Annotated in this window: 23 protein-coding genes; 11 read left to right on the top strand and 12 right to left on the bottom strand. The window is 69.4% G+C overall.

From position 1 onward, the window contains the following. Positions 1-13 precede the first annotated feature (13 nt). The 6 genes from CSC65_RS15545 to CSC65_RS15520 all read left to right on the top strand — a co-directional run bounded on the left by CSC65_RS15545 (position 14) and on the right by CSC65_RS15520 (position 9,543). Entirely contained in the window at positions 14-1,654 is a 1,641-nt protein-coding gene (locus CSC65_RS15545) for a M48 family metalloprotease (RefSeq protein WP_162411499.1), read from the top strand. Positions 1,655-1,745: 91 nt separating this feature from the next. Next, positions 1,746-2,435, top strand: a complete 690-nt coding sequence (phoB, locus tag CSC65_RS15540; RefSeq protein WP_162411498.1) for a phosphate regulon transcriptional regulator PhoB — start codon at positions 1,746-1,748, stop codon at positions 2,433-2,435. An 85-nt stretch (positions 2,436-2,520) separates the two neighbouring features. Then, the gene (phoR, locus tag CSC65_RS15535; RefSeq protein ID WP_162411544.1) at positions 2,521-3,867 is read left to right on the top strand and encodes a phosphate regulon sensor histidine kinase PhoR; all 1,347 of its coding nucleotides are present in this window, start codon (positions 2,521-2,523) and stop codon (positions 3,865-3,867) included. Between the two features lie 22 nt (positions 3,868-3,889). Further along, a complete protein-coding gene (gene ppk1, locus CSC65_RS15530) occupies positions 3,890-5,998 on the top strand; it encodes a polyphosphate kinase 1 (RefSeq protein ID WP_162411497.1) in 2,109 nt (702 codons plus the stop codon). 52 nt (positions 5,999-6,050) lie between these two features. Continuing rightward, the gene (gene ppx / locus CSC65_RS15525; protein WP_162411496.1) at positions 6,051-7,589 is read left to right on the top strand and encodes an exopolyphosphatase; all 1,539 of its coding nucleotides are present in this window, start codon (positions 6,051-6,053) and stop codon (positions 7,587-7,589) included. Between the two features lie 175 nt (positions 7,590-7,764). Beyond that, positions 7,765-9,543: a vWA domain-containing protein gene (locus tag CSC65_RS15520; RefSeq protein WP_162411495.1), complete on the top strand. Its 1,779-nt coding sequence runs from the start codon at positions 7,765-7,767 to the stop codon at positions 9,541-9,543. A gap of 37 nt (positions 9,544-9,580) precedes the next feature. Here CSC65_RS15520 and CSC65_RS15515 read toward each other — a convergent pair whose 3' ends face one another. From CSC65_RS15515 to CSC65_RS15505, 3 genes are all read right to left on the bottom strand, one after another. After that, positions 9,581-10,525, bottom strand: a complete 945-nt coding sequence (locus CSC65_RS15515; RefSeq protein ID WP_162411494.1) for an aspartate carbamoyltransferase catalytic subunit — start codon at positions 10,523-10,525, stop codon at positions 9,581-9,583. Positions 10,526-10,642: 117 nt separating this feature from the next. Further along, a complete protein-coding gene (gene ruvX, locus CSC65_RS15510) occupies positions 10,643-11,116 on the bottom strand; it encodes a Holliday junction resolvase RuvX (RefSeq protein WP_162411493.1) in 474 nt (157 codons plus the stop codon). After that, positions 11,109-11,678: a YqgE/AlgH family protein gene (locus CSC65_RS15505; RefSeq protein WP_162411492.1), complete on the bottom strand. Its 570-nt coding sequence runs from the start codon at positions 11,676-11,678 to the stop codon at positions 11,109-11,111. Before CSC65_RS15505 ends, ruvX begins: the two co-directional genes overlap by 8 nt. A gap of 78 nt (positions 11,679-11,756) precedes the next feature. On the opposite strand from CSC65_RS15505, the gene CSC65_RS15500 reads away from it, so the two are divergent. After that, complete coding sequence (locus tag CSC65_RS15500; RefSeq protein ID WP_162411491.1) at positions 11,757-12,317, top strand: DNA-3-methyladenine glycosylase I; 561 nt, start codon at positions 11,757-11,759, stop codon at positions 12,315-12,317. Positions 12,318-12,385: 68 nt separating this feature from the next. On the opposite strand, the gene CSC65_RS15495 is transcribed toward CSC65_RS15500, so the two are convergent. The 3 genes from CSC65_RS15495 to CSC65_RS15485 form a co-directional block, all read right to left on the bottom strand. After that, positions 12,386-13,060, bottom strand: coding sequence for a YitT family protein (locus CSC65_RS15495; RefSeq protein ID WP_162411543.1), 675 nt, complete (start codon positions 13,058-13,060; stop codon positions 12,386-12,388). A gap of 259 nt (positions 13,061-13,319) precedes the next feature. Further along, positions 13,320-14,450 carry a PilT/PilU family type 4a pilus ATPase gene (locus tag CSC65_RS15490; protein ID WP_162411490.1) on the bottom strand — a complete coding sequence of 377 codons (1,131 nt, stop codon included), beginning with the start codon at positions 14,448-14,450 and terminating at the stop codon, positions 13,320-13,322. 49 nt (positions 14,451-14,499) lie between these two features. After that, a complete protein-coding gene (locus CSC65_RS15485) occupies positions 14,500-15,537 on the bottom strand; it encodes a type IV pilus twitching motility protein PilT (protein WP_162411489.1) in 1,038 nt (345 codons plus the stop codon). Positions 15,538-15,650: 113 nt separating this feature from the next. Between CSC65_RS15485 and CSC65_RS15480 the strand changes: the two genes are divergently transcribed. From CSC65_RS15480 to CSC65_RS15465, 4 genes are all read left to right on the top strand, one after another. Further along, positions 15,651-16,331 (top strand): YggS family pyridoxal phosphate-dependent enzyme, encoded by a 681-nt coding sequence (locus tag CSC65_RS15480; protein ID WP_162411488.1) that lies wholly within the window; start codon positions 15,651-15,653, stop codon positions 16,329-16,331. A gap of 43 nt (positions 16,332-16,374) precedes the next feature. Further along, positions 16,375-17,214 carry a pyrroline-5-carboxylate reductase gene (gene proC, locus CSC65_RS15475; protein WP_162411487.1) on the top strand — a complete coding sequence of 280 codons (840 nt, stop codon included), beginning with the start codon at positions 16,375-16,377 and terminating at the stop codon, positions 17,212-17,214. Continuing rightward, positions 17,211-17,681 (top strand): DUF4426 domain-containing protein, encoded by a 471-nt coding sequence (locus tag CSC65_RS15470; RefSeq protein WP_238390427.1) that lies wholly within the window; start codon positions 17,211-17,213, stop codon positions 17,679-17,681. Before proC ends, CSC65_RS15470 begins: the two co-directional genes overlap by 4 nt. Before the next feature lie 201 nt (positions 17,682-17,882). Continuing rightward, complete coding sequence (locus tag CSC65_RS15465; protein ID WP_162411486.1) at positions 17,883-18,305, top strand: hypothetical protein; 423 nt, start codon at positions 17,883-17,885, stop codon at positions 18,303-18,305. Between the two features lie 116 nt (positions 18,306-18,421). On the opposite strand, the gene CSC65_RS15460 is transcribed toward CSC65_RS15465, so the two are convergent. The 6 genes from CSC65_RS15460 to CSC65_RS15435 all read right to left on the bottom strand — a co-directional run bounded on the left by CSC65_RS15460 (position 18,422) and on the right by CSC65_RS15435 (position 24,440). After that, positions 18,422-19,276 (bottom strand): pirin family protein, encoded by an 855-nt coding sequence (locus tag CSC65_RS15460; RefSeq protein WP_162411541.1) that lies wholly within the window; start codon positions 19,274-19,276, stop codon positions 18,422-18,424. Positions 19,277-19,401: 125 nt separating this feature from the next. Then, positions 19,402-20,067, bottom strand: a complete 666-nt coding sequence (locus CSC65_RS15455; RefSeq protein ID WP_162411485.1) for a DUF2306 domain-containing protein — start codon at positions 20,065-20,067, stop codon at positions 19,402-19,404. Positions 20,068-20,082: 15 nt separating this feature from the next. After that, positions 20,083-21,444, bottom strand: a complete 1,362-nt coding sequence (locus tag CSC65_RS15450; RefSeq protein ID WP_162411484.1) for an NAD-dependent succinate-semialdehyde dehydrogenase — start codon at positions 21,442-21,444, stop codon at positions 20,083-20,085. A gap of 112 nt (positions 21,445-21,556) precedes the next feature. Continuing rightward, positions 21,557-22,402 carry an ABC transporter permease subunit gene (locus tag CSC65_RS15445; RefSeq protein WP_162411483.1) on the bottom strand — a complete coding sequence of 282 codons (846 nt, stop codon included), beginning with the start codon at positions 22,400-22,402 and terminating at the stop codon, positions 21,557-21,559. Then, positions 22,399-23,310 (bottom strand): ABC transporter permease subunit, encoded by a 912-nt coding sequence (locus CSC65_RS15440; RefSeq protein ID WP_162411482.1) that lies wholly within the window; start codon positions 23,308-23,310, stop codon positions 22,399-22,401. Before CSC65_RS15440 ends, CSC65_RS15445 begins: the two co-directional genes overlap by 4 nt. Further along, positions 23,307-24,440, bottom strand: a complete 1,134-nt coding sequence (locus CSC65_RS15435) for an ABC transporter ATP-binding protein (protein ID WP_162411481.1) — start codon at positions 24,438-24,440, stop codon at positions 23,307-23,309. Before CSC65_RS15435 ends, CSC65_RS15440 begins: the two co-directional genes overlap by 4 nt. Between the last annotated feature and the right edge of the window lie 20 nt (positions 24,441-24,460).

Genomic DNA, 24,460 nt, shown 5'->3' with positions numbered 1-24,460 from the left:
TCGGAGAACCCGTTTGCGCTACCTGCTGCTGGCTGCCGCCCTTACCTTGGCCTTGGCCCCGATGCGCACGGTGGCGCAGGACGAACCGCGCCTGCCGGACATCGGCTCGTCGGCGGGCGAACTGCTGAACCCGGCCAAGCAGGCCGAGTACGGCGGGATGATGCTGCGCGAACTGCGCAATTACGGCTACCTGCTCGAAGACCCCTTGCTGGACGACTGGCTGCAATCCATGGGCAACCGGCTCGGCTCCAACAGCGACCGGCCCGAACAGCCGTACACGTTCTTCATGCTCAAGGACCGGCAGATCAATGCCTTCGCCACCCTGGGCGGCTACATCGGCATGAACGCAGGGCTGGTCCTCACCGCGCAGCGCGAAGACGAGGTCGCGGCGGTACTGGCCCACGAAGTCGCCCATGTCACCCAGCAGCACGTGCTGCGCGGCGTGGAACGCGCGCAGCGCGACCAGATCCCGATCCTGCTCGGCATGCTCGCCGCGATCGTCGCCGCGCAGGCCGCCGGCGGCAGTTCCGCCGGCGAAGCCTCGGAGGCAGCCGTCGCCAGTGCGATGGCGCTGATGCAGCAGAACCAGATCGACTACACCCGCTCCAACGAATCGGAAGCCGACCGGCTCGGCATCCGCACCCTGTCGCGCAGCGGCTACGACGTCGACGCGATGGCCGGCTTCTTCGAGCGCATGTCCTTCGCCATGCGCGGCAACGAAGGCGGGTACAGCGCGCCCGACTACCTGCGCACGCATCCGGTCAATACGACCCGCATCAGCGAGGCCAAGCAGCGCGCCGAACAACTCAAGCGCGGCTCGGTCACCGCGGTCACGTCGGTCCCCGGCGGTGGCGAGCGGATCGAGCGCATGGATCCGTTCAAGGTCCAGGCCCCTCCTCCCTCCAGCAGCAATCCGCTGCTGCCTGCCGGTTTTCGCATCGACCCGTTCGACCCCACCGCCGAGGCCGTGGGCGCGCAGTTCGGATGGGCCCAGGAACGCCTGCGGGCGTTGACCGCCAACACCCCCGACGAGGCGATCCGCGAGTACGAATCGCTGCGCCGGTCCGGTCCGAAGGGCCTGTCGGACGCGCAGCAGTACGGCCTGGCCCTGGCCCGCCTGAACCGCCAGCCGGCGGCAGCCGCGACCGAACTGTCGCGCCTGCTCGATGGGCACCCCGACAACCTGTGGCTGGAACTGGCCCTGGGCGAGGCCGAATCGCGCTCGGGCCATGCCGCCGAGGCCAATCGCCGCTACGACGAGCTGCTGCGGAAGATGCCGGGCAGCCGGCCGGTCGCCCTGACCTACGCACGTGTCCTGGTCGAACAGGGCGGCAAGCAGGCCGGACGACGGGCCCAGGAAATCCTGCGCCCGCAGCTGGCCCGTTCGGGCAGCGATCCGGTGTTCCAGCAGACCTTCGCCCGCGCCAGCGAACTGGCGGGCGACACCAGCCGGGCCGCGGAGGCCTACGCCGAGGCCGCTTTCCTCAATGGTCGCCCCGAGCAGGCGCTGATCCAGCTGGAAACGCTGAAAAAGCGCGGCGACCTGGACTACGTCACCCGCGCCCGGGTCGACGCCCGCATCGTCGCCATCACGCCCACCGTGCTGGAATTGCGCCGCCAGGGCATCCGCGACCCCGACATGCAGCGCCGCTGAAAAACGGCGCCCACGCCTCGAAAGGCGCTGTCACAATTCGGTCATCGGACGGTAGTCTAATTCCGCCGTCGCCCCTACTTCCGGGAAAGCCGTGCAGAAGCAGATCCTGATCGTCGATGACGAGCCCGCGATCCGGGACATGGTCGCTTTCGCCCTGCGCAAGGGCGACTACGCACCGGTGCATGCCGGCGACGCGCGCGAAGCGCAGGCCGCCATCGCCGACCGCGTGCCCGACCTGATCCTGCTGGACTGGATGCTGCCCGGCACCAGCGGCCTGGACCTGGCCCGGCGCTGGCGCCGCGAGGCCCTGACCCGCGAGGTCCCGATCATCATGCTCACCGCCCGCGGCGAGGAGAACGACCGCGTCGGCGGGCTGGAAGCGGGCGTCGACGACTACGTGGTCAAGCCCTTTTCGGCGCGCGAACTGCTGGCGCGGATCCGCGCGGTGATGCGGCGCGCACGCGAGGACGACGAGGACGGCAGCGTCGCAGTCGGCCTGCTGCGCATCGACGGTGCCGCGCACCGCGTGTTCGCCGGCGATGCGGCCGTGCCGATCGGCCCCACCGAATACCGGCTGTTGCATTTCTTCATGACCCATCCCGAGCGCGTCTACAGCCGCGCGCAGCTGCTGGACCACGTCTGGGGCGGCAGCGTGTACGTGGAAGAACGTACGATCGACGTGCACATCCGTCGCCTGCGCAAGACGCTGGAACCGTTCGGCGTCGAGAACATGGTGCAGACCGTGCGCGGCGCCGGCTACCGCTTCTCCAGCGCCACCTGAGTGCCCGGACGCGCCGCACCGGATGAACGATCCCAACGCCATGCCTGCAGCGCGCACCCGGAACGACGCCAGCCTTGACGGGCGGATGCCGCCGCACCTGCGCGCGGCATGGCGACGCACCCTGGCGGTGCTGGCGGGGCTGCTCGGCGCGGCGGTCCTCGTGGGCCTGGCGATCGGCCAGGTCGGCTGGGTGCTCGCGATCACCGCCCTGGGCGTGCTGGCATGGCACTACTGGCGCCTGCGCCGTGTCCTGCTCGGCCTGACCGCCCGCCGCCGCTGGGAACCGGCACGCGGCAGCGGGGCCTGGAACGAACTGGACCACCTGCTCCATCGCAACCAGGTCGAGATACGCGCGCGCAAGCGGCGCCTGCTGGACATGCTGCGCGCCTACCGCGCCGCCGCCGCAGCGCTGCCCGACGCGGTGGTAGTGGTCGACCGCAACACCCAGCGCACGATCTGGTTCAATCGCGCGGCGACCGACCTGCTCGGGCTGCGCCACCCGCACGATCTCGGCGCACCGGTGGTCGAGCGCCTGCAGCCGCTGCCCCTGGCGCGCTGGCTCGTGGCCGGGCGCAACGCCGAACCGATGCTGGACGCGCCCTCGCCGGTGGACGAGCGCATGCGCCTGAACCTGCGCCTGATCCCCTATTCCGAGGACTACTGGCTGCTGGTCGCGCGCGACGTCAGCAAGCTGCTGCGCCTGGAGCAGATGCGCCGCGATTTCGTCGCCAACGTCTCCCACGAACTGCGCACGCCGCTGACCGTGGTCCATGGCTATCTCGACATGCTCGACCCGGCCGACTTCCCGCCCTGGCAGCCGATGCTGGCCGAGATGCAGAAGCAGTCGCAGCGGATGACCCGGCTGGTCGAGGACCTGCTGGCCCTTTCGCGCCTGGAGTCGCGCGACAGCCTGCCGGAGGAACCGGTGGCGATGGCGCCGATGCTGGCCACGCTGCGCCGCGAGGCGGAGGCCTACAGCCAGGGCCGGCACGCCATCGAAGTGCACGACCACGCCGGCTGCGACCTGCTGGGTTCCACCCAGGAGCTGCACAGCGCGTTCTCCAACCTGGTGACCAACGCGGTCCGCTACACGCCTGCCGACGGCCGGGTGGAGGTGGACTTCGCGCGCACGCCCGATGGTGGTGCAGTGCTGTCGGTGCGCGATTCCGGTTACGGTATCCCCGAGGCGCACATCCCGCGGCTGACCGAGCGCTTCTACCGGGTTTCCAGCAGCCGTACGCGCGAGAGCGGCGGCACCGGCCTGGGGTTGTCGATCGTCAAGCACGTGCTCGGCCTGCACCAGGCACGCCTGTCGATCGAGAGCACGGTCGGCCAGGGCAGCGTGTTCGCCTGCCACTTCGGTCCCGAGCGCGTGCAGGCGCGCCAGGAAGACCCCCTTGCCCTGCCGGCGACCGAACATGTCGCCCGCTGACCCCCTCCCCGGCCCGAGCCCCATGGACAACGACAGCCGCCAGCACGAATCCCACGGCACGCACGAACACGACGGCGGCGCGGATGCCCTGCGCGACCCGGCGCTGTACCTCAACCGCGAGCTGTCGCAGCTGGATTTCAATTTCCGGGTGCTGGCCCAGGCCCAGGATCCGCTGGTGCCATTGCTCGAACGGCTGCGCTTCCTGTGCATTTCCTGCACCAACCTCGACGAGTTCTTCGAGATCCGCGCCGCCACGGTGCGCCATGCGCTGGACCTGGGCCTGCCGGCGCAGTCCGATGGCATTGCCCCGGCGCAGCTGCTGGACCTGATCCACGACCGCGCAGCCGAGCTGGTCGACGCGCAATACCGATGCTGGAACGAGGTCATCCGGCCGGCGCTGGCCGACGCCGGCATCGGCGTCCTTGGCCGCAACAGCTGGAACGCGCGCCAGCGCCGCTGGCTGCGCGCCTACTTCCGCAACAAGGTCATGCCGGTGCTGTCACCGCTGGGCCTGGACCCATCGCACCCGTTCCCGCGCATCCTCAACAAGTCGCTCAACGTGGTGGTCGTGCTGGAGGGCATGGACGCGTTCGGCCGGCCTGGGCACCTGGCCATCGTGCGCGCGCCGCGTTCGCTCAGCCGCATCGTCGAGCTGCCGCCGAGCCTGGCCGGCAAGGGCAAGCAGGCGTTCGTGCTGCTGTCCTCGATGCTGGCGGCGTTCGTCGACGAGCTGTTCCCGGGCATGACCGTGCGCGGTGCGTACCAGTTCCGGGTGACGCGCAACTCCGAACTGGTGGTGGACGAGGACGAGGTCGAGAACCTGGCTTCGGCATTGCGCACCGAACTGGTCGGCCGCGGCTACCGGCCCGCAGTGCGCCTGGAGATCGCCCACGACTGCCCCAAGGCGATCGTGCGCACGCTGCTGCTCAACTTCGAGCTGGGCGAGAACGCGGCGTACTACATCGACGGCCCGGTCAACCTCAACCGGGTGATCCAGGTCCATGACCTGGTCCAGCGACCGGAGCTGAAGTACCCGCCGTTCACCCCGCGCAACCGCCTCGAAGGCGCGGAAGTGTTCAAGACCGTCGCCCGTGGCGACGTGCTGCTGCACCATCCTTTCGACTCGTTCTCCGGGGTGCTGGAACTGCTCGCGCAGGCATCGGTCGATCCGGATGTGCTGGCGATCAAGCAGACCCTGTATCGCACCGGCAAGGATTCGGCGATCGTCGAGGCGCTGGTCCAGGCCGCGCGCAACGGCAAGGACGTGACCGTGGTGGTCGAGCTGCGGGCACGCTTCGACGAGGACGCCAACCTGGGCGTGGCCGATCGCCTGCAGGAAGCCGGCGTGCAGGTCGTGTATGGCGTGGTCGGCTTCAAGACCCACGCCAAGATGCTGCTGATCGTGCGCCGCGAAGGCCGGCGCCTGCGCCGCTACGTGCACCTGGGCACCGGCAACTACCACAGCGGTACCGCGCGGGCTTACACCGACCTGAGCCTGCTGACCGCCGACGTGGACATCGGCAACGACGTGCACCTGCTGTTCCAGCAACTGTCCGGCCTGGCGCCTTCGAACCGGCTCAAGCGCCTGCTGCAATCGCCGTTCACCCTGCACAGCGGGATCCTGCAAAGGATCGAGCGCGAGACCCGGCTCGCGGCCTCCGGCCGGCCGGGAAGGATCGTGGCCAAGATGAACGCCCTCAACGAGCCGCAGGTGGTGCGCGCGCTGTACGCCGCCTCGCAGGCCGGCGTGTCCATCGACCTGATCGTGCGTGGCGCCTGCACGTTGCATCCGGGCATCCCGGGCGTATCGGACAACATCCGGGTGCGTTCGATCGTGGGCCGGTTCCTCGAACACAGCCGGGTCTACTGGTTCGGCAACGACGGCAAGCCCGAACTCTACGGCGCCAGCGCAGACTGGCTGGAGCGCAACCTGCTGCGGCGGGTGGAGACCTGCTTCCCGATCCTGGATCCGGCGCTGGTGGACCGCGTCGGCCGCGAAGCGTTGCAGAACTACCTGGCCGACAACACCAACGCGTGGGAGCTCGGTGCCGACGGCCGCTACCGCAAGTGCGTGCCGGCCGAGGGCGAAGCGCCCTATTCGGCGCAGCAGGCGCTGCTGGACGCGTTGTAGCGTGACCGCGCGGGGGGAGGAATGGCGGCGGCCATCCGCTACCATTCCCACCATGCCCAGCACCTCCAGCTCGCGCGCCGCCACCCTTGCCCCGGTCCAGGACGGCGATGCGCTGGCCGCGATCGACCTGGGTTCCAACAGCTTCCACATGGTCCTGGCCCAGCACATGCTCGGCCAGCTGCGGGTCGTGGACCGGCTGCGCGAAACCGTGCGCATGGCCGACGGCCTGGACGGCAAGGGCGGGCTGTCCGAGCCGGCGCGCCTGCGCGCGCTGGATTGCCTGGCCCGCTTCGGCCAGCGCCTGCGGGGAGTCCCGCGCCTGCACGTGCGCGCACTGGCCACCAATACGGTGCGCCAGCTGCGTGATCCCCAGGCCTTCCTTGCGCCGGCCGAAGCGGTGCTGGGCTATCCGATCGAAGTGGTCTCCGGCCGCGAGGAGGCGCGCCTGATCTACCTGGGCGTGGCCCATGCGCAGCCGCCCAAGGACGGGCAACTGCGCCTGGTGATCGACATCGGTGGCGGCTCGACCGAGTTCATCATCGGCCGCGGCTTCGAACCGGTCGAACGCGAGAGCCTGCAGGCAGGCTGCATTGCAAGTACCCGGCGCTTCTTCCCCAACGGCCGGCTGTCGAAGAAGAAATGGAAGGATGCGCTGACCGAGATCAGCACGGAGTTCCAGCGGTTCGCCGGGCTGTATCGCGCACTGGGCTGGCAGGAAGCGCTGGGCTCGTCCGGCACGCACAAGTCGATCGGCGAGATCTGCGCGGCGATGAAGCTGACCAAGGGCGCGATCACCGCCGAAGCGCTGCCGCAGGTGCGCGAGCGCCTGCTCCAGGCCGAGAGCATCGACCAGATCGACCTGCCCGGCCTGTCCAGCGACCGCCGTCCGATCATCGCCGGTGGCGTCCTGGTGCTTGAGGCCGCGTTCCAGGCGCTTGGGCTGCAGAAGCTGCTGGTCAGCAAGGCGGCCATGCGCGAGGGCATCCTCTACGACATGCTCGGCCGCGGCGGCGTCGACGACCCGCGCGATGCCTCGGTGGATGCGCTGACCCAGCGCTACGGGATAGACGAAGCGCAGGCGGCCCGCGTCGAGGCCACGGCGATGCGGCTGTACGAGCAGGTCGCCGGGACCTGGGGCCTGGACGACGACGATGCGCGCATGCTCGGCTGGGCCGCACGCGTGCACGAACTGGGCCTGGCCATCGCCCACAGCCAGTACCACGTACATGGCGCGTACGTACTTGAACACTCCGACATCGCAGGCTTCTCGCGCCAGGAACAGCAGGTGCTGGCCGCCCTGGTCCGCACGCACCGCCGCGGCGTGCCCAAGAGCGCCTTCGACGCGCTGCCCGACCGCCTCCTGCTTGCCGCCAAACGCAAGGCGGCTCTGCTGCGCCTGGCGGTGCTGCTGCACCGTGCCCACGACAGCGACGAGATCCCCCGTCTGGAACTGGCTGCCGACGGCGACCGGTTGCAACTGGTGCTGGAACGCGACTGGATCGGGACGCGCCCCTTGCTGCGCGCCGACCTGCTGATGGAAAAGGAAGGCATGCCCGGGTTGGGCATCGACTTCCAGCCGATGGTGGCCTGACCCGCACGGGCGTCCGGCACGCGCGGCAGGCTTGCCGTCGCACCGCCTCCCGCGGCCTGGACCAGGTCGCCCTTGATCCCGGCTCGCCGCGGATGCGTGGTCCCGCCCGCGCCGGGCCAAACCCCATCTCCACCGTCCGCGCGTTCGATCTTCCGTCCTAACCGGGAGTATCGATATGCGCACCGCACCGCTGTCCACGTTTCCCACGCTCGCCCTCGCCGCCGGCAGCACCCTGCTGCTGGCCCTGTCGCTGTCCGGCTGCCGCACGGGGCCGGCATCCTCGCGCGCCGATGCCGCCGCGCCGCCCCCCGCGAAGGTGGTGGCCGATGTGGCCGAGCCCCGCCCCACCGATGTCTTCCACGCGCCCGCGCCGCCCGCGCCACCGATGGCGCAGGCGGCGCGGGCCGAGTCCGAGCGGCAACGGCGACAGGCGATGGCCCAGCAGATGCAGGCCGCTCCCGCCATCGCATTCGCACCGGCCACGCCCGTGGCCGGGATCGTCGGGGCAGCCAACACCGAACGCTACGAGGCGCGCCACGACAATCCGGTCCAACGCGCCAGCGAACAGCCGCTGTCGACTTTTTCGATCGACGTGGACACCGGCAGCTACGCCAACGTGCGACGCATGCTGCGCGAGGGCGTGCGTCCGCCCGCCGATGCGGTCCGGGTGGAGGAATTCCTCAACTACTTCAGCTACGGCCACCCGGCACCGCTCAACCGCGACGTGCCGTTCCGGGTGACCACCGAACTGGCGCCGTCGCCGTGGAACGCGAAGCGGCAGCTGCTGATGGTCGGGATCAAGGGCTACGACGTGCCCAAGGCCGTCCTGCCGCCGGCGAACCTGGTGTTCCTCGTCGACACGTCCGGCTCGATGCAGTCGCCCGACAAGCTGCCGCTGCTCAAGCAGGCCTTCGCCCAGCTGGTATCGCAGCTGCGCGCGCAGGACCGGGTCTCGATCGTGGTCTATGCCGGTTCGGCCGGGCTGGTGCTGCCGCCCACGCCGGGCGACCGTCGCGGCGAGATCCTCGACGCGCTGGATCGACTGGAGGCCGGCGGCAGTACCAACGGCGGCGATGGCATCCGCCTGGCTTACGCGGTGGCGCGGCAGGGCTTCGTCGAGGGCGGCGTCAACCGGATCCTGCTGGCTACCGACGGCGATTTCAACGTCGGCACCGTCGATCGCGGCACCCTGGAAACCTGGGTCGCCGACCAGCGCAAGTCGGGCATCGCGCTGTCGACGCTGGGCTTCGGCCAGGGCAACTACCACGATGCGATGGCCGAACGCCTGGCCGATGCCGGCGACGGCAACCACGCCTACATCGATACGCCCGAAGAGGCGCGCAAGGTGCTGGTCGAGCAGATGCAGTCGACGCTGCTGACCATCGCCAACGACGTGAAGATCCAGATCGAGTTCAATCCGGCGCTGGTGGCCGAGTACCGGCTGGTCGGCTACGAGAACCGGATGCTGGACCGCGAGGATTTCGCCAACGACAAGGTCGATGCCGGCGATATCGGCGCCGGGCACGAGGTCACCGCGCTGTACGAGGTCGCCCTGGTCGGCTCCGGTGGCGAACGGCTGCCGCCGCTGCGCTACGGCGGCACCGCAACGCCGGGCGGCGCATCCAGTGGCGAGATCGCCCACCTGCGTCTGCGCTACAAGACGCCCGGACAGGCGCACAGCCAGCTGATCGAGACACCGGTGCTGCGTTCGTCGCTGCGGCGCGAGCCGGGCGAGGCGCTGCGTTTCGCCAGCGCCGTCGCCGGCTATGCCGACCTGCTGCGTGGCGGTGGCAACGTGGGCGACTGGAACTGGGACGATGTCGCCGCCCAGGCCCGCGCTGCGAGCGGCGATGATCGCTGGGGCCTGCGTGGCGAGTTCAGCGGACTGGTCGAATCGGCCCGCCGGGTGACCGCCGCGACAGGCACACCGGTGCAGGCAATCGCGGTGGAGTGACGACGAGGCGGCGCGGCCGGGGAACCGGCCGCGTCGCTCAACCCAGCAGGTGTTCGAGCACCGCCATGCGTACGGCCACGCCATTGGCGACCTGGCGCAGCACCCAGGACTGCGGCCCGTCGACCACTTCGTCGGTGATCTCCACGCCGCGGTTGATCGGTCCCGGGTGCAGCACCGCCGCGCCCGGCGCGGCACGCTTCAGCCGGTCGGCGGTCAGGCCGTAACGGGCGTGGTAATCCTCGAGCGAGGGCACCAGGCCCTCCTCCATGCGTTCGCGCTGCAGGCGCAGCATCATCACCGCGTCGACGCCCTCGAGCATCGCATCGAGGTCGCTGCCGACCTGGCAGCCCGCCGTCGTATCGGCATCGGGCAGCAGCGACGCCGGGCCGCAGACCCGCACTTCGCCGGCACCCAGCGTGCGCAGCGCATGCAGGTCCGAGCGCGCCACCCGCGAGTGCTTCACGTCGCCCACGATCAGTACCTTCAGCCGGGCGAAATCGCCGCCGCAGGCCTGGCGCAGGGTGAGCATGTCGAGCAGGCCTTGGGTCGGATGCGCGCTGCGACCGTCGCCGGCGTTGACCAGTGCGGTGCCCTCGCCGGCCACGTTGGCCAGCGCCTGCACCGCGCCGTCGTCGGGATGGCGGACGACGAAGCCGCGCACGCCCATCGCCTCCAGGTTCTTCAGCGTGTCGCGCGCGGTCTCGCCCTTGCGCGTCGACGATGTGGACGCATCGAAGTTGAGCACGTCGGCACCCAGCCGCTGCGCTGCCAGCTGGAACGAGCTGCGCGTGCGGGTGGACGGCTCGAAGAACAGCGTGCACACCGCGCTGCCCGCGAGCACGGTGCGCTTGCCGACGCGCCCGACCGCCGCGTCGCGGATCTGGCCAGCGCGATCGAGCAGCTGCACCAGGGTGCTGCGCGGCAGCCCCTCAAGGGTCAGCAGATGGCGAAGGCGACCGTCGGAATCGAGTTGTTGGGTCATGGCGTCGTTCGGATTCTCTGGTGGGAGCCGGCAGGGGCCGGCGACACGTGCGGTTCCAGTTGCGGGATGTAGCGGCGATCAAGGGCCTGGCAGGCATCGAACGGATCCGGGGCCGCCCTAAACCGGTGTTGCGTCGCCGGGCGCGGCCTGCCAGCGCTCGATGATGACCGCTGCCGCGGCGGCATCGAGGGTGGCGGCATCGCGACGGCGGCGATTGCCCGCGGCACGGTCGCTGGCGAAGCGCTGCGCCGCCTCGACCGAACTCGAGCGCTCGTCGACCAGCACCACCGGCAGGCGGTAGCGCGCCTTGAGCTCTCCGGCGAACGCGCGCGCGCGACGGCGGATCGGCTGGTCGCCGCCATCCAGGGTCATCGGATCGCCGACCACCAGTCCACGCGGACGCCATTCCCCGTGCAGGCGGTCCAAGGCCTTCCAGTCCGGCGCGCCATCCCGCACGTCGACCACCGCTACCGCGCGGGCACCGCCCAGGCTGCTGCCGACGGCCACGCCGATCCGGCGCGAGCCGACGTCGAAACCCAGCACGATCGCGTCGACCGGGGGCATCGTGGCGATCGCGGACGGCTCAGGCATGCCCGCTGTAGTCGGCCAGCCGGAACAGGTCGTCCACCCCGATGCGGCCGGCGGCGGTCTGCCAGCGCCGCTCCAGCGGGAGCTCGAACAGCAGCTCCGCATCCACCGGCGCGGTCAGCCAGGTGTTTTCGCCCAGCTCGTATTCCAGCTGCCCGGCGCCCCAGCCGGCGCAGCCCAGCGCGACGACCGCGTGCGCCGGGCCCTCGCCCGCCGCCATCGCCTCGAGGATGTCGCGCGAGGTGGTGAGGAACAGGCCATCGGCCACCTGCAGGCTCGACTCCCACTCCTGCCCGCCGTCGTGCAGGACGAAGCCGCGCTCCTGGTGCACCGGTCCGCCATGCAGGACCGTGCTCGCGCACAGCGCCTCGTCGTCGCTGCCGATCCCCATCTGCGACAGCACCTGGCCCAGCGTGTACTCGGAAGCGCGGTTGACCACCACGCCCATCGCGCCCTGCTCGTCGTGCTGGCAGATCAGGGCGACGGCACGGGAGAAGTTGGGATCTGCCAATGCAGGCAGTGCGATCAGCAACTGGTTGGCCAGGTTGTCGTTCGGTGCGGACATGCCTGCATTCTAGCGCCGCCGTGCCGGATGCGCCCCGCGGCTTGCGATAATCGACACGCGACCTTCAGGGAACCCGCCATGTCCGGCTACTGCGACTCCGCTCCGGGCCATCCGCTGCACGGCCCTTACCACGACAACGAGTACGGCTTCCCGCAACGCGAGGAATCCGTGCTGTTCGAGCGCCTGCTGCTGGAGATCAACCAGGCCGGATTGAGCTGGGAAACGATGCTGAAGAAACGCGAGGGCTTCCGACAGGCCTATGACGGCTTCGACGTCGACAAGGTCGCGGCCTATGGCCAGGCCGACCGTGCGCGCCTGCTCGCCGATCCGGGCATCATCCGCAACCGGCTCAAGGTCGACGCCGCGATCCACAACGCCGGCGTGATCGGCACGTTGCGTGTTTCCCATGGTGGTTTCGCCGCCTGGCTCGATGCCCATCACCCGCTGGACAAGGCCGGCTGGGTCAAGCTGTTCAGGAAGACTTTCCGCTTCACCGGGGGCGAGATCACCGGTGAATTCCTGATGAGCCTGGGCTACCTGCCCGGCGCGCACCGCGAAACCTGTCCGGTGCATGCGCGCATCGCCACGCTGGGACCGCCCTGGCTCGCGCAGATCGGGGCCCACCCCGCTGTGCGCTGATGCTTCCGGCCCTGCCGCTGCGCCAGCATGGGCGACCGGGCACGGCCGGCTCCATGGCATCGCTGCGACTACACGCCCATGTAGCGGTGCGGACGGTGGTTGAACATCAACACCACGCTCAGCATCACCGCGCCCAACGCCGAGTACATCACCTTGGACGGTGACAGCACGAAGAACGCCGCGCACATCAGCAGCGCGTCGAAGGCCAGCTGCACCTTGCCCGCGCTGATCCCGCGTTCGCGCTGCAGGTACACCGCGAGGACGCCGATGCCGCCCAGGCTGGCGCGATGGCGTATGAAGAACAGGACTCCCAGTCCGCACAGCGCGCCACCGACCAGCGCCGAATACAGCCCGGTCATGTGCGACCAGCCCGCCCAGCGCGGCAGCAGGCCGGTGAGCAGGCCGCAGGCGCCCACCGCCAGGAAAGTCTTGAGGGTGAACTCCCAGCCCATCCGGCGCACGGCGATCCAGTAGAACGGCAGGTTCACCAGTACGAACAGCAGGCCGAAGTTCCAACCCAGGGTGTAGTGCAGCAGGAACGACACCCCGGCCATGCCGCCGATCATGATCCCGCCCTGGGCGAACACGGTTAGCCCGAGCGAGGCGACCAGCGTGGCCAGGACCATGCCCTGCACGTCCTCGGCCACCGAATGGTGGAAGGCACGGCCGTCGGCCGGAGTGCCCGCCGAATCGGGAGGCGGGGTCAGCGGGCCGGCGGTGACGACGGCGCCGTTTTCGGGCAGCGGTTCCTGCCCGGGCCGGAGGTCCGGATCGGTGGTTTTCACGGGAGTCGGCGACGCAGTGGGGGCGCGCATTCTAACCGAGCCGCCCCGCCGCACCGGCGGACGCCAGCGCCCCGGAACGCCGGCACGGCTTCCCGAGACGCAGCTGTTTCGCCAGGCGAACTGCCGCTTCGCGCGGTAAAAGGAGGCGGGCTCCCGAGCCCGGAAAAGCAAGGGCCGCCTCGCGGCGGCCCTTCGATCCACTGGACCCGATCCCGGGTCAGCGAACCTCGGCGATCTCCACGCCGTCCAGCCCCTGCGCCAGGGTCCGCGCATCGCCACCCTGGGAGAGCTTGATGCGCAGGCGCACCTCGTTCTGCGAGTCGGCGTAGCGCAGCGCATCCTCGTAGGAGATCTCGCCGGCCTGGTACAGCTCGAACAGGCTCTGGTCGAAGGTCTTCATGCCGAGGTTGGTCGACTCCTTCATCACTTCCTTGATCTTGTGGATCTCGCCGTCGCGGATGTAGTCCTGCACCAGAGGCGTGCCCAGCAGGATCTCCATCGCCACCCGGCGCCCCTTGCCGTCCGGGGTCGGGATCAGCTGCTGCGCGACCACGCCCTTGAGGTTCAGCGACAGGTCCATCAGCAGCTGGCTGCGGCGGTCTTCCGGGAAGAAGTTGATGATGCGGTCCATCGCCTGGTTGGCGTTGTTCGCATGCAGGGTGCACAGCACCAGGTGGCCGGTCTCGGCGAAGGCGATGGCGTGGTCCATGCCCTCGCGGGTACGCACCTCGCCGATCATGATCACGTCCGGCGCCTGGCGCAGGGTGTTCTTGAGCGCGTTCTCCCAGGTGTCGGTGTCGATGCCGACCTCGCGCTGGGTGATGATGCAGCCCTCGTGCTTGTGCACGAATTCGATCGGGTCCTCGATGGTGATGATGTGCCCGGTCGAATTCTGGTTGCGGTAGCCGATCATCGAGGCCAGCGAGGTCGACTTGCCGGTGCCGGTGGCGCCCACGAACAGGATGATGCCGCGCTTGGTCATCGCCAGCGTCTTGATGATCGGCGGCAGGTTCAGTTCTTCGACCGTCGGGATCTTGGTCTCGATCCGGCGCAGGACCATGCCCACCTGGTTGCGCTGGTAGAAGCACGACACGCGGAAGCGACCCACGCCCGCCACGCCGATGGCGAAGTTGCACTCGTGGGTCTTCTCGAATTCCTCGCGCTGCGCCGGCGTCATCACGTTCAGCACCAGGTCGCGGCTCTGCTGCGGGGTGAGCGGCGTCTGCGTGATCGGGCTGATCTTGCCGTGGACCTTCATCGACGGCGGCATGCCGGCGGTGATGAACAGGTCCGACGCCTTCTGGTGCGCCATCAGCTTGAGGAACGAGGTGAAATCGATGCTGCTCATGGCGGTGCTCCTGGAATGCGTGGGTGTCGGGCCGGTCAAGCGGCGGCCGTCACTCGAACAGGCGCTTGTCCCTGGCGTATTCCTTGGCCTGGTGGCGCGTGATCAGGCCACGCTTGACCAGGTCCTGCAGGTGCTGGTCCAGGGTCATCATGCCGTACTGCTGGCCGGTCTGGATCGACGAGTACATCTGCGCGACCTTGTCCTCGCGGATCAGGTTGCGGATGGCCGGGGTGCCGACCATGATTTCCCATGCCGCGGTACGCCCGCCGCCGACCTTCTTCAGCAGCGCCTGCGAGATCACCGCGCGCAGCGATTCGGACAGCATCGAGCGGACCATCGGCTTCTCGCCGGCCGGGAACACGTCGATGATGCGGTCGATGGTCTTGGCCGCCGACGAGGTATGCAGGGTGCCGAACACCAGGTGGCCGGTCTCCGCGGCGGTCAACGCCAGGCGGATGGTTTCCAGGTCGCGCATTTCGCCGACCAGGATGTAGTCGGGGTCCTCGCGCAGCGCCGAACGCAGCGCCTCGTTGAAGCCGTGCGTGTCGCGGTGCACTTCGCGCTGGTTGATCAGGCACTTCTGCGAGGTGTGGACGAACTCGATCGGGTCCTCGACGGTGAGGATGTGCCCGTACTCGTTCTTGTTGATGTGGTCGACCATCGCCGCCAGCGTGGTCGACTTGCCCGAGCCGGTCGGGCCGGTGACCAGGATCAGGCCCTGCGGCTGGTCGATCAGCTCGCGGAAGATCGGCGGGCAGCCCAGGTCTTCCAGGGTCAGCACGTCCGACGGAATGGTGCGGAACACCGCGCCGGCGCCACGGTTCTGGTTGAACGCGTTGACGCGGAAGCGGGCCAGGGACGGGATCTCGAACGAGAAGTCGACCTCGAGGAACTCCTCGTAGTCGCGGCGCTGCTTGTCCGACATGATGTCGTAGACCAGCGCGTGGACCTGCTTGTGGTCCAGCGCCGGGATGTTGATCCGGCGCACGTCGCCATCGACGCGGATCATCGGCGGCAAGCCGGCCGACAGATGCAGGTCGGAAGCCTTGTTCTTGACCGAAAAGGCCAGCAGTTCGGCGATATCCATGCGCGTGATCCCCCGTGATCCACTGATAGCCCGCGATCCCCGCAGGCTGGAACGATACATCCCCGCGGGGCAGTATAGCGCTCCCGCTGCTGGCGCCAATGGCCCGTCCATCCATGTCCAACGACCGCCTGCGCGACGTGACGCAGCGCATCCTGAACGCGGCGGACGCGGCAGGCCGGCCACCGACGCGCCTGCTGGCGGTCTCCAAGACGCAGCCAGCCGACGCGGTGGCCGCCTTGGCCACCGCTGGCCAACGGGCGTTCGGCGAGAACTACGTGCAGGAAGCGGCGGCCAAGCGCGAAGCGCTGGCCGGCACGCATCCGGGCCTGGAATGGCACCTCATCGGCCACCTGCAATCGAACAAGGCGGCGCTGGCCGCCGAGGTGTTCGACTGGGTCCAGAGCATCGACCGGCCCAGCCTGGTCGATGCCCTCGCCCGCCATCGCCCGACCACGCGCGGACCGCTGAACGTGCTGGTCCAGGTGAATGCCGAAGGCGAAACCGGCAAGGCCGGCTGCCGCCCCGAAGACCTTCCCGCCCTGGCCAGGCGCATCGCCGCCGAGCCGCGGCTGCTGCTGCGCGGCCTGATGTCGATCCCGGTGCCGCACGCCGACCCGGAGCAGCGCCGGCCGGCCTTCCAGCACATGCGCCAGCTGTTCGAGGCCCTGGCGGCAGACCATGCGCATGTCGATACCCTGTCCATGGGGATGAGCGACGACTTCCCCATCGCCATCGCCGAAGGCGCCACCCTGGTACGGATCGGCACCGCGCTGTTCGGTGCGCGTACACGATGAGCGCCAGCCTGCCCCCGCCCCCTCCCGACGGAACCCTGCCCCGATGACCGACTCCACGACAGCGCACGACGGCCTGGCCTTCATCGGCGGCGGCAACATGGCGCGCAGCCTGATCGGCGGCCTGGCCCGGCGTGGCGCCGACACCCGCCGGATCCGCGTCGTCGAGCCGGTCGCCGCACTGCGCGACGCGCTGGCCTCGGACTTCGGCGTACAGGTGTTCGAACGCGGCGAAGATGCCGTTGCCGGTGCCGACTTGTGGCTGCTGGCGGTCAAACCGCAGATGATGCGTGCGGCCTGCGAACCGCTGGCCTCCGCGGCGCGGACGCAACGGCCCCTAGTGGTATCGATCGCCGCGGGCATTCCGGTCGCCCGGTTGCGGCAGTGGCTGGGAGGGGACGTGCCGGTGGTGCGCTGCATGCCCAACACCCCCGCCCTGCTCGGCGCTGGCGTGACCGGACTCTATGCCGATGAAGGCGTGGACCCCGGACAACGCCGGCGCGCCGAAGACCTGCTGTCCAGCGCCGGCGCGACGGTCTGGGTCCAGTCCGAGCCGCTGATCGACGCGGTCACTGCCGTCTCCGGCAGCGGCCCGGCCTACGTGTTCCTGCTCGCCGAGGCCATGGAAGCGGCAGCGGTGGCCGAAGGCCTGCCTGCCGCCGATGCACGCACGCTGGTCGTGCAGACCCTGCTGGGCGCCGGGCGCATGCTCGACGAAGCCGGCGAGGCACCGGCCGAACTGCGACGACGGGTCACCTCGCCCGGCGGCACCACCCAGGCCGCGATCGAGGCGTTCCAGGCGGGCGGCTTCGAGGCCCTGGTCACCCGCGCCGTCCACGCCGCGCGCCAGCGCAGCGCCGCCCTGGCCGCGGCGGGTGCGCAATGAGCGGCCCACGGATGGCCCCGCTGGCGGCGCTGGCCCTCGCGCTGTGCCTGTCCGCATGCAGCGGGCGGGCGCCGGAACCGGCGCGCTTCGTCCCGCCGCCGCCCAGCGTCACCGACCTCGAAGGCCCGCTGCGCGCCCGTTACAACCTGCTGCCGACCCTGGCCCTGGGCGAGGCGGTCGCGCGCGAGTACCGGGTAACCCGCGACGCCGGTTCGGCCCTGCTGGTCGTGGCCCTGCGCCGTCCGACCGCCGACGGCGACGAAACCGCGGCCGAAGGCGAGGTGACCGCCGAAGTGGTCGACCTCGCCGGCCGCCGCCAGATCGTGGCCCTGCGCAGGGTCGCTACCGGCAGCTACGTCGACCACGTCGGCACGGTGCGGATCGGCCCACACGAAACCGTGCGCGTCGAGGTCGCCGTGGTCGCCGATGGACGTCGCCAGGAATTCGACTTCCAGCGCAGTTTCTGAGCCGGATGTTTGCATCACCGCGCCACGCTGGGTAAGTTCGGTGCGGGGGCCGGGGTGCGGGAGAACCGGCGAAGGGGGGAAAGCAACGTGCGGGCGCTGCGAATGCGCCGGCGGCGGCATGCATCGCCCTCGCCACGCGGCCATGCCGCCCGCACGCGATCCGTCAGTACGCCTGCGACGCGCAGGCAAGGGGAATGCGTGATGAACAAGTTCTACTGCCTGGGACTGCTGCTCGCAGCGTCGCCGACCTTCGATGCCCGCGCGCAGGACGCCGCCGCGTGTCCTTCGCTGCCGGCAGGATCGAACCTGCACTGGGAAGCGAAGGCCGGCAACGGCTTCACCGTCTGCCGGGCACTGGACGGCGAACGCCAGGTGCTGGGCCTGATGCTGACGAGCCAGCCGACCGTCAACCTCCTGCGCCGCAATCGCGAAGAGCAAGGCACGATCGGTGCGCACGAAGTGCGCTGGTACCAGCCGGAGGTCGCCGTGCAGGGTTCCGAACGCCGGCGGATCACGATCGTCGAACTGGGCGACGACCGATACGCGCAGGTCTGGGTCGACGCCAGCAACGATTATGAACTGCAGCAGTTGCTGTCGCTGGCGCAGGGCATCGCGCTGAACTGAACCGACGCCCCGGCGCGGGGACGGCCTCGCGCGACTCTCCCGCGTCCCAGGGAGCCTGCCCTAACGTCGGCAGGCATGCGGCGGGCGCGAAATCCGGCCCGCCGTCCACCGCGGCGTCAGAACTTGCCTTCCTGGAAATCGACAAAGGCCTGCATGAGCTCCTGGCGGGTGTTCATCACGAACGGCCCGTGCCGCGCCACCGGCTCGCGCAACGGCGTGCCCGCGACCAGGATCAGGCGCGCGCCGCTGGCGCCCGCGCGCAGGGCCAGCGCGCTGCCACCGCCGATCACGCCCATCTCGTGGGTTTCCAGTGCGCGTGCACTGTCGCCCTCGCCCACCGTGGCGGCGCCCTCGAATACGTAGGCGAACGCGTTGTGCCCCTCGGGCAATGCGTACGTCCATGCCGTATCCGCTTCCAGCGCGATATCGAGATAGAGCGGGTCGGTCGCCGGCTGCGTGATCGGGCCGGCGACGTCGCCGACGCGGCCGGCAATCACCTTCACCGTCACGCCGACGTCCGGCTGCACGACCGGGATCCGCTCCGGCGCGAACTCCTGGTAGCGCGGGTCGGTCATCTTCTCGCGCGCCGGCAGGTTCACCCACAGCTGGAAGCCGCGCATGCGGCCGGACTCCTGCTCGGGCATCTCCGAATGCACCAGGCCACGCCCGGCGGTCATCCACTGCACGCTGCCGGGGGTGAGCAGGCCCTCGTTGCCGTGGTTGTCCTTGTGGCGCATGCGCCCGTCGAGCATGTAGGTCACCGTCTCGAAGCCACGGTGCGGGTGGCTCGGAAAGCCGGCGATGTAGTCCTCGGCCTTGTCGGTGCCGAACTCGTCCAGCAGCAGGAACGGATCGAGCTCGGGCAGGTCGGGACCACCGATCACCCGGGTCAGCTTGACCCCGGCGCCGTCGGACGTGGCACGACCGTGGACCTTGCGGACGACGCGCGCGGGGGTGGTATCGATGGTCATGCTCATGGGTCTGTTCCGGTTCCAGGTACGTGGAAGATGATGCCTGCGGTGCGGCAACGGAACCGCACGCGCGGCAACCGACTGTTCCATCGCCGGCAGCGATGCAGGGCCGGATCAGGGCCGGATCAGGGCCGGAGACGCTCCCCGATCCCCCGCCAGGCGGGCGGGAGGCGGCTGGCTGCAAGCATCTCGCGCGCATGCCTCGAGCGCAGGAACAGGATCGCCAGCAGCAGGTTCGGCACCCAGCACAGCCAGGCGATCACCGGATAGGCGACCGTGAAGGAGATTCCGGCGACCTGGCTGGCGGGCAGGTAGATCCGCAGCGTCACCGCCGCCAGGGTCAGCGCGTAGCTGCACACCATCCAGTCGCGATGCGACGACAGTTGCCGCCGGCGGATCGCGCGGACCGCCAGGGTGGTCGTTGCGAGCCAGGCCAGTCCCAGCAATGCGAAGCCGCTGGCGGCCACGGCGCCGGTCATGGCATGCGGCGCAAGCGACAACGCAGCCATTCCGCCGACGGCGACCGCCACGACGTACGTGCGACCCAGCCCGCGGTGCAGCCCCAGCCAGCGGTTGCGCATGCCGCCGTTGAGCTGGAAGGCACCGGTCGCCAGTGCGAGGCCACCGCCGACGAAGTGCCCCCATGCCGCCAATGGCCGCTGTGCGAACAGGTCGCGCACCAGCGGCGGCCGCCAGTCAGGCATGAAGGAAATGGCGAACGCGTAGGCGGCCACCAGCAGGGCCAGCACTGTCATCACATACCAGCCGAATCCTCTCCAGCGCGTCGCCATGCCTCGCTCCCCGATTCAGGCCACGTAGACGGACTTGATGTTCATGAACTCGTGGATGCCGTGGTCTGCGAGCTCCCGGCCGAAGCCCGAGCGCTTGGTCCCGCCGAACGGCAGGCGCACGTCGCTGCGGACGATGGTGTTGACGAAAGCCGCGCCCACCTGCAGCTGGCGGGCCACCCGCTCGCCGCGCGTGGCGTCGCCCGTCCATACGCTGCCGCCGAGCCCGAACGTGGTGTCGTTGGCGACGCGGACCGCCTCGGCCTCGTCGGCTACCCGCAGGATGCTGGCGACCGGGCCGAACAGCTCTTCGTCGTAGGCCGGCATGCCCGGCTGCACGCCATCGAGGATCGAGGCCGGATATCCGGCGTGCGAATCGTCGGGTGTGCATCCCAACAGCACGGTCGCGCCGGCGGAAATGCTGTCGCGCACCTGCTTGTGCAGTTCGTCGCGCAGGTCCTGGCGTGCCATTGGCGCCAGCGTGGTGCCCTCGTCCTGCGGATCGCCCAGGCGCAGTTTCGCAGCGGCCTGGACGAAGCGCTGCACGAATGCATCGGCGATGCCTTCAACCACGATGAAACGCTTGGCCGCGATGCAGGTCTGCCCCGCGTTGCCGAAACGCGACGCCACCGCCCCGGCGACGGTCTTGTCCAGGTCGGCGTCTTCCAGCACGACGAACGCGTCGCTGCCGCCCAGTTCCATCACGCACTTCTTCAGCTGCTGGCCCGCGTTGCCCGCGACGGAACGGCCGGCGCGCTCGCTGCCGGTCAGGGTCACCGCCACCACCCGCGCGTCGCGGATGACCCCGGCTGCCTGCTCGTTGTCGATGTGCAGCACGCCGAACACGCCCGCCGGCAACCCGGCCGCATCCAGCACCTGGCCGATCAGGTCGGCGCAGCGCGGCACGTTGCTGGCGTGCTTGAGCACCGCCACGTTGCCAGCCATGAGGGCGGGGGCGAGGAAGCGGAACACCTGCCAGAACGGGAAGTTCCAGGGCATCACCGCCAGCACGCAGCCCAGCGGCTCGTAGCGCACGTAGCTGCGCTGCGCTTCGGTGGCGATCGCCTGGTCGGCCAGGTAGCCGTCCGCATGGGCGGCGTAGTAGTCGCAGGCATCGGCGCACTTGTCGATCTCGGCGAGCGCCTCCTTCCGCAGCTTGCCCATCTCGGCGCTCATGGTCCGTTGCAGGTCCTCGCGGCGGCGGCGCAGTTCGGCCCCGATCGCGCGCAGCATCCCGCCGCGCTCGGCCAGGCTGCGCTGCGACCAGGCGGGAAACGCCGCCTGCGCAGCCCCCAGCACCGCATCGACCTGGGCCGCGGTCATCAGTTCATGCCGGTATTCGACCTTGCCGGTCGCGGGGTTGATCGTCTCGACGGTCATCGTTGCATGGCCTCTTTCGCCGGGCGTCCAGTATGGCCGCGGCAGGTTAGCGCGCCGTGTCCGGCGCCCGCCGCACCGGCAACAGGCGCTCCGGTGGACCTGTGCGCGCCACTCAGCCGTTGTCCTGCAGCGCCATCTGCATGTCGCGCTGGCGGCGCTGGTCCTCGCGGAACATCAGCCACCAGCCGATGACCGCGGCGATCGACACGGCCATGATCATCAGCGTGGCGATCGCGTTGATCTTCGGGCTCACGCCCAGGCGCACCGAGGAGAACACCTTGATCGGCAGCGTGGTCGAATCGGGCCCGGCGACGAAGCTGGCGATGACCACGTCGTCCAGCGACAGGGTGAAGGCCAGCAGCCAGCCCGAGACCAGCGCCGGCGCGATGATCGGCAGGGTGATCAGGAAGAACACCTTGAGCCGGTTGGCGCCCAGGTCCATCGCCGCCTCTTCCAGCGACTTGTCCAGTTCCTGCAAGCGCGAGGACACGACCACGGTGACGAAGGACACCGTCAGGGTCACGTGCGCGATCCAGATCGCGACCATGCCCTTGGACGGGATGCCCATCGCCGCGCCGACCGAGACCAGCATCAGCAGGATCGACAGGCCGATGATGACCTCGGGCATCACCAGCGGCGCGGTGATCAGCGCACCGAACACGGTCTTGCCGGGGAAGCGCCGGAACCGGGTCATCACCATCGCGCCGAGCGTGCCGATGACCGTGGCCGCGCTGGCGGTCCAGAACGCGATTCGCAGGCTGACCCAGGCTGCATCGAGGATCTGCCGGTCGCGCAGCAGCTCGCCGTACCACTTCACCGAGAACCCGGCCCAGACCGTGGCCAGTCGCGAGGAATTGAACGAATAGACGATCAGCAGCAGGATCGGCAGGTACAGGAAGGCGAAGCCCAGTACCAGGACCGACCAGCGCAGGATCCGCTGCCCCAGGGTCGAGTTCATGTCAGCCGGCCCTCCAGGTCTTTCTGCTGGTAATGGTTGAACACCAGGATCGGCACCAGCAGCAGGAGCAGCATCACGATGGCGACGGCCGATGCCGCCGGCCAATCGCGGTTGTTGAAGAACTCGCCCCACAGCACGCGTCCGATCATCAGCGTATCCGGCCCGCCCAGCATCTCCGGAATCACGAATTCGCCCACCGCCGGGATCATCACCAGCATGCAGCCGGCGATGATGCCCGCGCGCGACAAAGGCACGGTGATCCGCAGGAACGCCTGCCATGGCCGCGCGCCCAGGTCGTAGGCCGCCTCCAGCAGGCGGGTGTCCAGCTTGACCAGGTTGGCGTACAGCGGCAGCACCATGAACGGCAGGTAGCAGTAGACGATGCCGATGTAGGCGGCCAGCGGCGTATAGAGGATGCGCAGGGGCGTGTCGATCACGCCCAGGCCCAGCAGTGCGCGGTTGAGCAGGCCGTTGGCGTCGAGGATCCCGACCCAGGCGTAGACCCGCAGCAGGAACGAGATCCAGGACGGCAGCACCACCGCCATCAGCGCGATGTTGCGCGTCGACGGCTTCATCCGCGCAATGAAGTACGCCATCGGATAGCCGATCAGCAGGCAGAACAGGGTCGAGACCGCGGCGATCTTGATCGAGCTCAGGTACGCGACCACGTACTGCGAGTCGGTGAACAGGGCCACGTAGTTGCCCAGGTTCAGGCGCAGGGTCAGCGCCTTGTCCACGTACTCGATGATCGGCGTGTACGGCGGCATGGCGATGGCCAGCCGCGAGAACGAGATCTTCAGCACGATCAGGAACGGGATCGCGAAGAAGACCACCAGCCACAGGAACGGCACCGCGATCACGGCCCAGCGGCCGCCGGGCACGAGGCGCTTGAGCGCGCGCACGTTCATGAGGTCAGCACCACGCCGTCGTTGTCGCCCCACCACAGCCAGACCTCGTCGCCCCAGGTCAGGGCCTCGCTGGCCCAGCGCTGTTCGTTGGCAAAGTTGGCCATCAGCTTGATGCCGCTGGGCAGGCGCACGTGGTAGACCGAATGGCTGCCGAAGTAGGCGATGTCCTCGATGACGCCGCGCGCCTTGTTGTTCGGCTGCTCCGGCACTTCCTTGCCGATGCCAAGCTTCTCCGGGCGCACGGCGAAGGACACCGCCTGCCCTTCGAAGCCGGTGATGCCGTGGCCGATGTGGATCGGCGCTTCGAACGCCGGCGCCTTCAGGGTCACGTAGTCCGGCTCGTCCTCGTCGATCACCGCGTCCAGCAGGTTGACCGAACCGATGAACTCGGCGGCGAAGCGGTTGGCCGGCTGCTCGTAGATCTCGTCGGGCTTGCCGACCTGCTGGATCCAGCCCTGGTCCATCAGCGCGATGCGCGTGGCCATGGTCATCGCCTCTTCCTGGTCGTGGGTGACCATCACGCAGGTCACCCCGGAGGTTTCGATGATGTTGACCAGCTCCAGCTGCATGCGCGAGCGCAGCTTCTTGTCCAGCGCGCCCATCGGCTCGTCCAGCAACAGCATCTTCGGGCCCTTGGCCAGCGAGCGGGCCAGGGCCACGCGCTGCTGCTGGCCACCGGAGAGCTGGTGCGGCTTGCGCTTGGCCAGCTTGCCGAGCTGGACCATCTCCAGCATCTCGCCCACGCGCTTCCTGATCGCGTCCTTGGCCATCCCGTCCTGCTTGAGCCCGAAGGCGATGTTCTGCTCCACGGTCATGTGCGGGAACAGCGCGTAGGACTGGAACATCATGTTGATCGGCCGCTCGTACGGCGGCAGGTCGTTCATGACCTCGCCGTCGAGCACGATCCTGCCCTTCGTCGGCCGCTCGAAGCCGGCCAGGCAGCGCAGCAGCGTCGACTTGCCGCTGCCCGAGCCGCCCAGCAGGGCGAAGATCTCGCCCTTGCGGATGTCCAGGCTGACGTCGTCGACGGCGACGAAGCCGTCGAACTCCTTGCGCACGCCTTCGATCCGCAGGTAGCGCTCGGCGCCGGCATCAGGCGGGGATCCGTTCGTGCGTTCGTTGCTCGCCATGGCTGCTCCAGGTGGGGGTG

Origin of the sequence: Pseudoxanthomonas daejeonensis, from assembly GCF_010093205.1 — a bacterium.
Lineage (GTDB): Bacteria > Pseudomonadota > Gammaproteobacteria > Xanthomonadales > Xanthomonadaceae > Pseudoxanthomonas > Pseudoxanthomonas daejeonensis.
Note: the sequence above shows the minus strand (reverse complement) of the source record. Positions and strands in the feature narration are given on the sequence as shown.